This is a genomic window from SAR324 cluster bacterium, assembly GCA_029245725.1.
GTDB lineage: Bacteria > SAR324 > SAR324 > SAR324 > NAC60-12 > JCVI-SCAAA005.
The window spans coordinates 1-13406 of sequence record JAQWOT010000233.1 but is presented as its reverse complement, the minus strand read 5'-3'; the positions used below and the strand labels follow the sequence as shown (position 1 = coordinate 13406).

The following is a 13406-nucleotide window of genomic DNA, read 5'->3' as shown; positions in this document are numbered from 1 at the left end:
CTACAACTCCAACTGCCAAGGCCAAGCCACCTGCCAAGAAAAAGATGTCCCGCAAGGCTGCTAAGCAGGAGGAACAACTCCCTAAAATTACCGCGAGAGTGCAGCCATCCAGACCACTTTTTGTTAGGAATGATAGCGCTGAAAACTCGACGACCAAAAGCGTTGGATCCAGTGGCAATCGAAACCAGTTGGAACTATTTCGCCGCAAGATCGCCGAGCGGAGCTACAACCGACAGATTTGGCAGGCCATGCGTAATCAGCTGATGTTCTTCCGACAGGAAAACAGCGACTTGCCCAAACCGCTGCCACTACGGGTTCGCCTGCAGATTAATGTGGAAGGGAAAGTGATTGGTCAGGAGATTCTGGAAACTAGCCAAGTCCCAGAATTTGACGCGTTGGTGTTGAAGACCGCACCCCTGCTAGAACTTTCACCACCGGATGAGACGCTGGTGCGGGAGCCTCCCTACGTAGTTGTTGTTCAGGTAGCTCCCTGAAATGATCAGTCGGTCTCACTGAAGATTCTGGGCAGTCCGTTGAAGAAGATCAGTGGTGGTGTGACCCGTCCTAGTGGAGGTTCAGGCTTGATGGACTTGGGAAGATGTCGCTTGTGCGTGGCGGTGTTGGGTTCCAGCAACAGACCACGTTCGTTGGTAAACTGCTGAATAATGCTCTGGATTTGGCGCCCAGCGATTTTTTCACTACGATCAATGGGGATCTTGTGGGCCCAGGCTGCTGCTGTTAAAAACAACATGGCAAGAGCGAAAGGCAGGAAAAACTTCTGCTTCATGACATACTTTCCCGGTGATCAACCAGAATTTAGAAAGTCAGGGCAGCAGATTCCATTCTGCTCGTCCATGACGAGGGATGCGGTCATCCTGACACGACGAGTACTACAAACTCAGCAAGGGACGTGCCTCATAATCCTTAGAGGATCACTCCATAGTTGGGTAGTTGCTCAGTGATGCGCGCCTGCATCTTGCGTTGATTCGGGTTGGCCTCCAGCATCACGGCTAAGTCGACCGCCTCCTTTGCGTCTTTCAGGATTTGTCCGACCTGAGGAGGTTCCAAGCCAAGAGACTTGCGATGGAGATGTGAGAGGTAGGCGGCCTGCGCAAACTCTGAGAAAATAGGAAACTCCTTCATATCAGGAGTAGTTTTGGAGGCTCGTTTGTAGGCCTTGTAATAGGCATCAAGCATTTTTTTGTAAGCTGGCAGCATGTGGGCTCGAACGTGGGGATGCTTCAACTCTACTCTGAGCAATAAAGTACGGAAAGCTTCTGTGCGGACACGTGCCTCTAGTAGATAGTGCTGGGGAATAGCAGACTCGATCGTCTGGAGGCGCTTGGCAATATCTAGTGCCAAGCTGTGCAATGGCAGGATGAAGCGCATCACATCAGCGACTGCAGTGACCTTACGGATCAAAACAGTCTCCTTTTCTGAACCTTCTCCACGTCCACCTTCTCCGATAAATCCATTGCTAAGACTTTGTGATGGACTGAGCCGGTTCAGTTCCGAGAGATCTACCGGAATCGTGATGGAAGTCAGCATTTGAGCCATCAATTCTTTGTTGCGTTCCAGCATATGCTGGGAAAAGTTCAACTCATGCAGTGCCATCGCATCTTCAGGCTCCATTTCCTCCAGGCCCTTGTTCAGGTCATCCATGCTGATCTTGCTTACGTCCATGCTTTGCAGAGCCGAGGAACGGACACTCAGTAGGCTTTTCTTGTTGATTTCCGCAACATGTCGCAGGTAATTGATGTATACTTGTCCAACTGTCTGCATATTACGTGGATTAGCCCCTCCAATATAAATGGCTAGACATGCTTGGAAAAGCATCTCTCGATACACAGAGGTTTCGTAGAGACGTTTCTGATCTAGTACGTGCTTTACCAAGCTGCTGCGTACTTGACAAAGCGCAGGATCTTCACTGAGTTGTGTTGATAATTCTTGGGTGGTCTTGGTATCGCATGCATTTACAAGAGACTGGGCCATCAACCTTGGACTGTTTGGACTCTCCTTTTTTCCAAACATGGAAGCCCACAATTTCTCAAAGAAAGAGGCACTGTGGTGCTTTCGTACTGAACCAAGCATCACATAAATATCGTGCTGCATACGTCCGAAGGGAAAATTGGGCATGTCAAGTGAGAAATCTTGGTTGGATTGGCTAAAAGAGGATTCATATTCCATGAGCAAGCTGCTACCAGAAGATAAGAATTAGCTGGAAGACCAAACGCGATGATCAAATCAGCGAGTGTTGGGTCCGGTCGAGTGTGACATTTAAGACATTCAAATAAATAGTAGAAAAACGAAACGTAAAACGTCTTCGATTGAAATAGAAACTTCAATTTTTTTTCTGACAACCATCTAGTTTCGCCTGCTCTCGATTTTTTGCAAAGGATTTTTGCATGAAACAAGCTCTGCTCAACGCTGCAGAACACTACCCCTTTCTGGAGCCGTTTCGCCTGCAGCAGCGGCAATGTACAGAAGCTGATTACTTTCCTCGATTACAGCAGCAATTAACAGAATTGCCGATAGATTCTGAAGGGAGTTCTCTGCTGGTGCATCTGGTCCAGCGTGAAAAAGGGTGCGGAATAGTCATTCAAGATTTCTTCCAGTTGGAGAATGAGCGAATTGTTCAACTCAATCTCCAGACAGAAAATTCCTTTGAAATTCTGGCACGCAATACACTGTTGATGGACAGCATCATTCAGGCAACCTTTGATTTTGCGATGAATGATCTGCCCTTGTTACGTCGGCTTCATGTTGAGCAAATGGAGACGGAGCTTCACTACAAGCAGCGCATTCTGCCTGAAAAGCGGGAGAAGCTCGGACGTGTGGATCAAGAGTTAGAGAATCTTCCCAGCCAAGGAGGAGAACGCGAAGAGCGCGAGATGCGCCGCTATTACCAGAAGATTTGTAGAGATCTGCAACACGACATCGAAGAACATGCTAAACGCGTTGGGCAGCTGGAAGAACTACTGGAGACCGCAAGGGATTGTCCGGTTGATCATGAGTTTGTTGAAGCCCATCTGGTCATTCTTGCACGGGGTGGCTACGGACGCGGTGAGTTGAGCCTGGCTTCGGATCGAGATCTGGGTTATTGCCTGGATACTGAACAGTTGGCTGCAGGACAAGCCGAGGTAGTCCGCCAATTGGTAATCCGCATCGAGACACTGCTCAATGCAGCGCAGGTGATGACCGCTCACCAATATTTTGAGATTGATGAGGACCTGACGCGCTTCCAGCAGGGTAGCATGCTGCAAACCATTCCCTCCATTCTGGAGAGTCGCGTACTGGTAGGCAGTCAACGTCTGGCGGAACGACTCAAGCAACACTTCTTTGAGATTTTGCCCTACGAACCCTACGTTCTAGAGAAAATCAACACCTACCTGCAGACGGAGCGCCCACAGCTCAACCAGGCAGATCTCAAACACGATCTGGGAGGTCTACGCAGTCTCCAGATTCCTCTGTGGATTGCAGCAGCAACCTTTGGTGTCTTCCCGTCATATACGGCAGAGATGATTGCGTTGCTAATCAAGCAGCGTCTGCTCTCTCCAAGACAAGCATTCAAGCTGTGTCAGGCCCTGGAGTTCACCTACGATCTACGAAACTTCACTGGTGTGGCCCGAGACCACTACTTTGATGAGGAAGCACGCCATAGCGGTTGCCGAGGAGAAGACCTGCTGCCAAACGTGATCAATGATAACATGGAGCGCCTGTATCTGCTCAAGAAACAGCGGTTTCAGGATGTTGATGATTTTGATCGCTATCGTTTGCAGATGCAGGACACGATTCAGCAACTCTCCAGAGCATTACTTCGCAATATTCTGGAGCGACACGTTGTCCGAACCTTCCAGACTTTTCAGGTTACGGTATATCTGCGCCAACGTCGCATCATTGAGATTAACGCACTCGAAGGGATGCCGCAGGTGCCCCTAAGTCTAATTTTCAGTGACCCGCTCAAGCTACTGGATCTATTCATCTACATTGGCAAGGTTGGCTATGATCTCTCATTTGAGTTGAAAGATGAGATGGCTGATCTGCTTCAATCACTAACGGTTGAAGTAGTCCAGAGTCGAGCTCCTGAACTTTCGGAGAAGTTCAGCAAATTGATGATGACGCCTTATGTCGACCAGGCACTGCGCATTATGCTAGAAATTTCTGACCCAATTGGACTCAACGATCCCGCGTTCTTTGGTGGAACAACAACTCAGAAGTATCTACCCGACACGCTGCTTGGACGTTTCATTCCCGAGTGCAACCAGATGCACTTCCTACTTCGGAATTTGTCCTATCACCAGTACCCGGTCAGCATTCACTCACTCAACGCAGTGCAGGCTGCTGAAGAAGAGCTACAGATTCTGCAAAAGCAGTATCCGGAGTTGTATCAGTACCTCCAGCCTAAGCACATCCTTGCACTCAAGTGGGCTGTGTTGTTTCATGACGTAGGAAAGATTGATCCAAGAACACGGCACCAGATCTCTGGCACCTCGATCGCAGTCAGAGCCCTTGAGCGATTGGGGTACGCTGATCCAGAACTCTTTGGTAGCATTTCTCTAATGATCGCACACCACATGACCGTGGTACGACTCAGTAAGACTTCAGCGTACTTCGACCAGGCCATCCAGCAGTTCTTTGAAATTGCTAACCGGGATCTGGTCAACGTGATCCTGCTGTTCTTAGTGAACATTTCTGATTATCGCTCTGTCAGCGATGTGACAGCGAAAGATACTCGTACCCTACGAACTTTTTTTGAGGAAACCTACCGAGTCTATGCAGAGATGCGTTCTAGCGGCCAACTGAATGATGCAATGGATGCTATCAACAGCTACCTGGATCGGAAGAAGCAAGATCTGGAGTTTGATACCCGTATCAACTTGCTGATTCAGCAGGGTCTGCAGAATTCAATCGAAGATGCGCTCTATACACCAGTAGCCAAAATTCAGCCTCAGGAATACGAACGTCTGCAGAAAGGCCATGAGGAACTGGAGCAGTACTGGCGTTTGCTCAAGATGGGTTCGTTGGATGAGAAAGGATTGAGCCAGACCACTGAAAAGCTAATCCGGACCATCCGACAGTACCTTAGTCCGGATACAATCAACGCTCTGATCAATCCCTATCAACGCCAATTGGAATGGTTTTTCGCTGCCTTCCCCAACCGCTTTTTGCTGAGTTCCTGTTCTGCGATCCTGGCCCAGCAGATGATGCGCTTCGAAAATTGGTCTTCAGAGGCAACAGTGAGCGTGTTGACCAATCCAAGGGGACGTCCTGTCGGACTGCTGGTTTACGTTCGGGAGGCTCCTCAGATTCATAGTCGGATTGCGTATGCTCTTAGCCGTCGGCAGATCAATATTGAAGGTGCCAAGATGAACCGGATTTGCTTTGCCGATGGTCGGAGTGCCTACTGCTATTATCTCCAGATCACGGTTCGCTCTTCGGCAATGATTTTCCCAAGGGAGTTGGAGCACTCAATTCTCTATGATTCTCCGCCCCAATTGGATCTGGATCAACAGCACTTTCTGCACAATCCACGATTGCAGCTGGAGTTTCTTGAAGACGATGAAAAGGGCTATGTCGTAAAGGAGATTGACGGACATTTCGTGCGGATGGCTCAGTCTTATCTGCGAGTCAAAGTGACCTTGGAAGACGCACCGTTGATCTTCTACAAGTTGGCCAACAGCTTCGACCATTTTGAGGTGTCTGTACAGCAATCACTGATCACCACTACTGGTTTTCAAGTCAATGATTACTTCTACATCTTCCCCCAGGACTTGGAGCGACTGAGATCTTCAGGCTTTGAGGAAGTCGTTAAGCGGAGCTTGAGTGACCCGCCAAGCCACAATTGAGCGCGTGGAGCATGCTGGTAAGACGTGCTTGTGAGTGAGGTAATGGGGAAGGTTGTTTAGAATAGGCCGCTGATGCTAAAGTCGAAGCGGTCAGGGCTTTCTCCACTTCGTTGGTCGAGCTTAACACCATACTCGAAACGCAGTACTCCTAGTGGGGTGATTAGCCGTACACCTCCTCCAGCACTGTGACGCAGATCAAAGAAATCTGGTTCCGTCTCACCCAGCAGAGCATACTGCTCTGGTTCAGCGTTGATGTTGCCTGCATCGAAAAAGACTACGCCTCGAATGAAGCTCCGTTCGTCGCGACTAAGTGGAAAGAGCAACTCCAGATTGAAAAGTCGCTCGCTGATCCCACCGCTTTTGAGCTTCCCCAACTCATCAAAACTCAGCCCTGAGGTACGCTTGTCGCTCAATCGTGTCTGCGTTAGACCAAACTCGTCAATGTAGCTGGTCAACTGCTGGTTGATGATTCTCTCCGTACCACCATAAGGCCCTGCAATAGCGTAGTAGTTGTGGCCACGCACACTGTTTAGGCCCCCCAAGCGGTAACGATCCTCTGGAGGAATTGGGGAACTACCCATTTGCTGTAGCCAACCGAGACGTCCTTTGACCATGGCGATCAGGGTTTGTGCTTCATTGAGCGCCCAGAATTGCTGGTAGTTTGTGATGAATTCACGCAACTGGACGTTACCCCCGAAGGGTGTACCAGTCTGTACAAGTGTTAGGCTAGTCTTGATTCCTTCTGTCGGAAAAATTGGATGATTGACCGTATTATAGGTCAGTGTTGGCGCAATGGAGCGTTTAAAGACGTTGTATCCTTCATTGTCGTAGAGCCGATCCACTGCATTCCAACTCACAGAGAGACGCAGGTCACGCCAATAGACAGGCATCCCTACGCTGGTCCCATAGGTGTTCTCACGCAGGCTACCTCGTTCCAGGCCTGTACTGTCTGCGAGACGCCGATGTGAGAACTGAATTGAATTGGAAAGTCGCGTACTGAAAATCCTGGGGTCGATAAAAGTAACGCTGTACTCGTTGGTGACATCCTGTTCACTGAATTGGGCACTCAATCGCAGAGTCTGTCCGTTACCAAATAGATTCCCTTTGGTGAGAGAGAGTCCACCACTAAATCCGGTCACATCGCTGTAGCCGATTTGGGCCTGAAAGGTTCCAGTTTGAGTTTCCTTGAGTCGCGCCATCAGGTCCAGAACGTTATCCTCTTCAGGACGTCTTCGTCGTTCAAGCTGCAAGCCCGGCTCGAAGAAGCCTAGCCTCCCAAGATTTTCCTGGCTCAGTCGGAGTCGCTTGCCATCAAAGAGTTGTGATTCGTTAACTTCAAATTCACGGCGGATCACGTGGTCACGTGTCTCGGTATTTCCTGCAACGGAGATACGACCGATGTAAGCCTTCTCTCCTTGCAGGATGCGGTAATTCACGTCCACGGTCTTGTTGTCTTCATTGATCCGAGTCTGTGGAATCACTCGTACAAAGGCATAGCCACGCTCCTGGTACATTTCATCCAGTACGGCTCGATCTCGGTTCTGCAAGAAAGGATTGTAGACCCCACCAGTTTTTAGCTCGAGTTGCTCCAGCAGTTCTGCCTCTGGTTCCAGTAAGTCACTGCTGACATTGACCGATCCTGTGAAGTACTGGTCTCCTTCAGTGACGTTCATGGATAGTTCGACACGGCTGTATTCTGGGTTGTGATAGAGCGTCACATCGGGTTTGCCGATGAAGACCTTGATGTAGCCTTGCTGTAGGTACTTCTGAGTCAACAAGACCAGATCCTGATTAACCCGCTCCTCCTGAAAAATACCGGAGCTGTTGATCCAGTTGAAACAGTCCACCTCTGCGCTAAGCATGAGACGTTTGAGGTCAACTTCCGCGAACACTGTAGTCCCACGGATGTCTACATCCGTCAGGAATACCTTTGGTTGTTCCTGGGCCACATAGGTCAATCGATATTCCTGCTCTGATTCCTTCTCCAAACGGGGCAGCACACGGGCAGTGGTGTAGCCATCTTCTCGATACTTGTCGAGAATCAGGGTCTGGTCCTGTTCGGCTTTGAAAGGATCGTAGATATCGTTGGCCCTCAGCAGGAGCTTCTCACGAATTTCGTCCAGATCCAGCAGGTTGATTCCTTCCAGTCGGACTGAGAGCAGACGAGGACGCTCCTCGACAACATAACGTAGTCGGTAGCCATCACCGAGTGGTTCGACTTCAGCACGTACGTCACGGAAGAGCCCGGTCTCAAAGATCTGGCGAATATCTTGACGAATACGTTGACGATCGAGCGGAAAGTTGACCTGACTCTCGAGGGTGAAGAGCAGTTGGGCTTCTTCTAATTCTGAGGTTCCTTGGATCTCGATTTCCAGGATTCGGGCTTCCTGCCCGAGGATCATGCTGGGGAAACCCAGCAGCAAGAAGGCCAGCAACAGCCAAAGGCTGCGACAGAAACGGCCAGGAGCACAAACGGTGGGCATTAGAATGTGAGTATTGACAAGCGGTTCAAGGACTGGAATCCAATTGCAAACGACCCTCCTGCAGACGATAGCACTGCTGCAGTGTAGTAGCCAGTTGCAGATTGTGGGTGATCATCAGCATGGTGGTTTGCCCATCGGCACAGCAGCGCAATAAGGTATCCAATACCTGCGACTCATTTTCCTGATCCAGGTTGCCAGTCGGCTCGTCAGCCAGCAGGAGACGTGGGCGGTTGGTGAGGGCCCGAGCGATGGCAACCCGTTGCTGTTCGCCGCCGGAGAGTTGAGAGGGCTTATGCAACAAGCGCTCCCCCAGTCCGACCTGCTCCAGCAGTTCACTCGCACGCTTACGACTCTGACTGTGACTCTGTCCCTGAACCAATGCTGGCATCATCACATTCTCCAGTGCACTGAAATCCTGCAGGAGTTGATGAAACTGAAAAATGAAGCCCAACTGGGTGTTGCGGTAGCGAGCCTGGGCATCCCGGGAAAGCAGGCTCAGGTCCTTGTCGTCCAGCAAAACTCTCCCCTGGTCTGGTTGGTCAAGTAAGCCAATCAAGTGCAGCAAGGTACTCTTGCCCGTTCCAGAAGCACCAACGATGGCAGCTGTCTGGCCAGGTTGCTCCAATCGCAAGTCCACTCCCCGTAAAATGTGCAGGGTACGGCCTTCACCGTCAAGATAGCTCTTGTGCAGGTTTTCGAGTTGAAGATGCATGGCTGGAAACTTAGCGGAATTGAACCTCACTCACCCGGGTCCGGACTTCTCCAGACCAGTCAGGGGGAGCTTGGGGTTCGAGGTCAAAGCCGAATTCACGCGACTGCTTGGGTTCCAAGGTGCCAGGATTTTGAAAAGACAGGTGGTAGATCGGGAAGAAACGAGCGCTCTTGATCACCTCGTCCTCCTTGCTGAGATAGTCAATGGTGATCTCCAGCATCTTGATCACCTGCTCGCTGTTGTTGAGCACAGTCCCAAAGACACCAGTGCTCACACGCCGTTCGTCTTGGCCAAAAGCCACACGCACGTCCAGCAATTCAATTTGCTTCTGGGCCTCAAGTCGTTTCTGGTTCTGGTAGAACTGAAATCCAAACAAGACCGCAAGGGCCAAGCTGGTAATCAGAAGGACTCGAGTCCCGGAACTGCGCATCCAGTCCGGCATGGTCTACTCCTGCAGGCGGAAGGAACAAGAATAGGTTCGGGAAGGACAGTTTCCGGTATTCTGGGAAAAGCGTTTGCTACCGTGGGCCCACATCAGAAAAACTGGACATGGACCCCCGTTTTTCAACTGACGTCGCGGAGGGTAAGGCCGTTGTCCTTGAGGAAGGCCGTCAAGCCTTTCTTGTCGATGGTACGGATCGCACGGGTCGAGACTTTCAGCTTAACCTCACGACCGAGTTCCGGAACAAAGAAACGTCGGGTTTGCAGGTTGGGCAACTGGCGGTGCTTGGTCTTGTTGTTGGCATGCGAAACGCGGTTGCCAGTCAGTGGTCGCTTGCCAGTGATGTCACAGCGACGAGCCATGGTGTTCTCCTAATCAGCACTGTCTCGCGACAGGGTCGGTTACTTGGTTTCCTTGAAAAGTACGTGCTTGCGGACAATCGGATCGTACTTGCGCAACTCTAAGCGTCCTGGGGTCGTGACCCGGTTCTTAGAGGTGTAGTACATGTAGCCGCTCTCTGGACTCTTCATCTTTACAAACACGCGGTTGGCGTTCTTGGCCATGGTGTTCTCCAGGAAAAATGAAAATCAAAAATGATCGGTATTTACCAAAAAAATGTCAAGAATTTCCTTTAGGTCTCAGCAGTTGGTCAGATACTGTAAATTTCCTAGGTGTTCGTAGGCTTCTCGCAAAATGCGCTCTGTGTTTTCCCAATCTAGGCACTTGTCCGTGATGGAAACACCGTACTGCAGCTCGTCACTGATCAGCTGGTTGCCTAGATGTAGGTGACTCTCGATCATGGTGCCAACGATGGACTGGTTGCCGTCAACGATCTGGTGCACGATGTCACGCAGCACGATTTCCTGTTTTTCTGGACGCTTGTTGGAGTTTCCATGGCTGCAGTCCACCATGATGATCGGTTTGACACCTTCTTTACGCAGTTGCTCTTCCGTATCCTGAATAGACAAGGCATCAAAGTTGGGTCCGTGCTTACCACCGCGTAGGACAATGTGGCAGTGTTGGTTGCCGTTTGTATTGACAACAGAGGCACGTCCCTCGTGATTGATACCCAGGAAATGATGGGGATGTGCTGCAGACTGAATGGCGTGCACCGCAATATCCAAACTGCCATCCGTACCATTCTTGAAGCCAACAGGCATGGAAAGCCCGCTGGTCATTTCCCGGTGAGTTTGTGATTCGGTGGTACGGGCTCCAATCGCACTCCAGGCAAGCAGGTCAGCAATGTACTGGGGTGTGATCGGATCCAGTGTTTCTGTGGCTGCCGGTAGTCCCAGTTCGTTGATATCAAGCAGGATCTTACGCGCCAGACGCAGACCCTTTTCCACTTGGTGGGTACCGTTCAAATCTGGATCATTGATCAGCCCCTTCCACCCAACGGTGGTGCGTGGTTTTTCAAAGTACACTCGCATGATCAAGTAGATCCGATCCTTGAGCTCTTCGTGCAGGGCCTTGAGCCGCTGGGCGTATTCCATTGCGGCTTCTGTGTCGTGAATGGAGCAGGGCCCGACCACGGCAAAGAGTCGATGATCTTCCCGATCCAGGATATTGCGCACAGTTTGACGCGCTTGAACCACGGTCTGGCAAGCTTTTTCACTGAGGGGAAGCTCCTCCTTGATCTCATCAGGAGGCGTCAACGGGGTAATTTGCTTAACATTTATGTTATTGGTGGATTGCATGGGTTCTCCAGAAGAAACAAGAGCAGTCAATGTAGGGTCAACAGGCCAAAAAGACATGATTTCTTACTCGACAAAGCCAGTTTTTGTCATCTTGACGGGGTCGAGGGCCTGATCCAATTCAGCCTCGGTCAATTGGTCGCCTGCCAGTTCCAGGGCAACTTCCTTGAGGGATCGATTTTCAGCAAAAGCAGTCTTGGCGATCTTGGCGGCTAGGTCGTAGCCGATCAGAGGATTGAGCACAGTGACCAGGATTGGGTTTTTGCCAACCGAGGCAGCGATGTGGTCTTCCCGAACAACAATTCGAGAAACAGAGCGATCTGCTAGATTCCGTGAAGCATTTGCCAGCAAGCGGATTGATTCCAGTAGGCTGTGGGCAACCATCGGCAGCATTACATTCAATTCAAAGTTGCCAGAGAGTCCGCCAATACTGACTGAGGCATCATAACCAATGACCTGGGCACACACCATCGCAGTAGATTCTTCGATGACTGGATTGACCTTGCCCGGCATGATGGAAGAGCCTGGCTGAAGAGCAGCCAGTTGAATCTCGCCGATACCTCCGTTGGGACCAGAATTCATCCAGCGTAGATCATTACAGATCTTCATCAGGCTGACGGCGATAGTCTTTAATTGTCCACTCAGTTCCACGGGAGCGTCCACAGTGGCCTGAGCTTCAAAGTGGTTCAGTGCTTCGCAGAAGGTGACTCCGGTCAACTTCGAGACCGCAGCAGCAAATTTTGGTGGGAACGCTGGATCGGTGTTGATCCCCGTGCCGACAGCAGTTCCTCCCTGGGGTAGTTCACATAAGCGTTCCAAGGCTGCTCCCACTCGGGCGATGCCGAGCTCGATCTGGCGAGCGTAGCCACTGAACTCCTGAGCAAAGGTCAGGGGCATGGCGTCCATCAGGTGGGTTCGTCCGGTCTTGACCACATGGGCGTATTCGTTGCCTTTGGCCAGAAAGGTGTCGTGCAGGTGCTGAAGCGCAGGGATCAACTGCTGATGCGCCTGTAGGGTAGCTGCGATGCGGATCGCTGTGGGGAACACATCATTGGAACTTTGCCCAAAGTTGACATCGTTGTTTGGATGAATCGCACGAGGCAACTTGCCAGTAGCTTGCTCCATCGCTCGGTTAGTGATCACCTCGTTGGCGTTCATGTTACTCGAGGTCCCGGAACCAGTCTGGTAGATATCGATCGGGAAGTGGGCATCCAGGTTGCCGGCAATCACCTCGCTAGCTGTGTTTTGAATGGCTTCTGCTATTTCTGCGGGTAGATGTCCCAATTCACCATTGATCTTGGCTGCAGCCTGCTTGATGTAACCCAGTGCGGCAATCAGTGGACGGCTGAGACACAGTCCGCTGACAGGAAAATTATCAACAGCACGTTGAGTTTGGGCGGCGTAATAGGCGTCTTGAGGGACTTGCACTTCCCCCATCGAATCCTTTTCGATTCGGAAAGACTGAGACATATGACTCCGACTGACTAGGGCATTGGGACGGATGATTGAAATAAAAACAGCAAAGTTAGCACGAGTTGCGGGCAGGGAACAAGCAGGAACAAAAAGGAGGGTGTGGTTTCCTGTACGAGTTAGTGACGAGGGAGAGCTTTCGGAAGTGACGCAGCCGAGTTCTTGGTCTAAAAAGCAGCATGGAGAAACCCAGTAATGAATCCAATGCTAAGCAGTGCGCTATCCTGGAACCGTCGTAGAATTGGAATCAGGTGTGGTTTCAGAAACTTCTGCTGGCTGGGCTGCTTGGGCCAACTCCTGAGCGAGTTGCCCTCCAAGGAAGATGTATTCGAGCTTGTCCAGCAGGTGATCGTCCATCACGTCTTCGATTGTCTTTTTCCCTGTGGTGACCCCGTGATCCGTCGCATAGGCTGTCAGTTGCTCCTGCAGCTGGGTAACGGTGTGTTGCAAGGTCTGTAGCTGTAGGCTCTCCTTGCGTAGCTGGCGAGTAATCTCTCCAAGGTTGAGCATCTGGTTGAGGACATTCTCTTTTTTCTGCCCAGAGCTGCCAAAGATGCTGCCGATGCCGTCAACCTGGGACTGCATCCACTGCTGAAAGCCCTGCCGTTCGATGATCACGTCATAGAGGTCATGGTCCTTGAAAGTGAGTTCACTGTCAGCATTGATCGGGCGTTCCAATTCACGAATCTTCAGAGTCTTGCGCTTGAGGTCTTCGACGAGCCGGGTTCTTACGGTACGCAGGCGTTGGTACTTCTTTTC

Annotated in this window: 12 protein-coding genes; 2 read left to right on the top strand and 10 right to left on the bottom strand. The window is 50.8% G+C overall.

Features of this window, described 5'->3' with window-relative positions; translation table 11 throughout:
- The coding region (locus P8O70_13095; GenBank protein MDG2197795.1) for a hypothetical protein at positions 1-494 on the top strand (494 nt) is incomplete at its 5' end.
- Between the two features lie 5 nt (positions 495-499).
- Here the strand turns inward: P8O70_13095 and P8O70_13090 are convergent.
- A complete protein-coding gene (locus P8O70_13090; protein ID MDG2197794.1) occupies positions 500-787 on the bottom strand; it encodes a hypothetical protein in 288 nt (95 codons plus the stop codon).
- A 137-nt stretch (positions 788-924) separates the two neighbouring features.
- On the bottom strand, positions 925-2187 hold the full coding sequence (locus tag P8O70_13085) for a hypothetical protein (GenBank protein ID MDG2197793.1): 1263 nt from the start codon (positions 2185-2187) through the stop codon (positions 925-927).
- Between the two features lie 218 nt (positions 2188-2405).
- On the opposite strand from P8O70_13085, the gene P8O70_13080 reads away from it, so the two are divergent.
- Complete coding sequence (locus P8O70_13080) at positions 2406-5846, top strand: protein-PII uridylyltransferase (protein ID MDG2197792.1); 3441 nt, start codon at positions 2406-2408, stop codon at positions 5844-5846.
- A gap of 56 nt (positions 5847-5902) precedes the next feature.
- Here the strand turns inward: P8O70_13080 and bamA are convergent, their stop codons facing one another.
- From bamA to P8O70_13040, 8 genes are all read right to left on the bottom strand, one after another.
- Positions 5903-8329 carry an outer membrane protein assembly factor BamA gene (gene bamA, locus P8O70_13075; protein MDG2197791.1) on the bottom strand — a complete coding sequence of 809 codons (2427 nt, stop codon included), beginning with the start codon at positions 8327-8329 and terminating at the stop codon, positions 5903-5905.
- Positions 8330-8354: 25 nt separating this feature from the next.
- Entirely contained in the window at positions 8355-9041 is a 687-nt protein-coding gene (locus tag P8O70_13070) for an ABC transporter ATP-binding protein (protein MDG2197790.1), read from the bottom strand.
- A 10-nt stretch (positions 9042-9051) separates the two neighbouring features.
- Entirely contained in the window at positions 9052-9483 is a 432-nt protein-coding gene (locus tag P8O70_13065; protein MDG2197789.1) for a hypothetical protein, read from the bottom strand.
- Positions 9484-9605: 122 nt separating this feature from the next.
- A complete protein-coding gene (rpmB, locus tag P8O70_13060) occupies positions 9606-9845 on the bottom strand; it encodes a 50S ribosomal protein L28 (GenBank protein MDG2197788.1) in 240 nt (79 codons plus the stop codon).
- 39 nt (positions 9846-9884) lie between these two features.
- Positions 9885-10046, bottom strand: coding sequence for a 50S ribosomal protein L33 (gene rpmG, locus P8O70_13055; GenBank protein ID MDG2197787.1), 162 nt, complete (start codon positions 10044-10046; stop codon positions 9885-9887).
- 75 nt (positions 10047-10121) lie between these two features.
- Complete coding sequence (locus P8O70_13050) at positions 10122-11180, bottom strand: 3-deoxy-7-phosphoheptulonate synthase (protein MDG2197786.1); 1059 nt, start codon at positions 11178-11180, stop codon at positions 10122-10124.
- A 63-nt stretch (positions 11181-11243) separates the two neighbouring features.
- Positions 11244-12647, bottom strand: coding sequence for a class II fumarate hydratase (locus tag P8O70_13045; GenBank protein MDG2197785.1), 1404 nt, complete (start codon positions 12645-12647; stop codon positions 11244-11246).
- 219 nt (positions 12648-12866) lie between these two features.
- On the bottom strand, positions 12867-13406 hold a 540-nt coding region (locus P8O70_13040), incomplete at its 5' end, for a hypothetical protein (GenBank protein ID MDG2197784.1).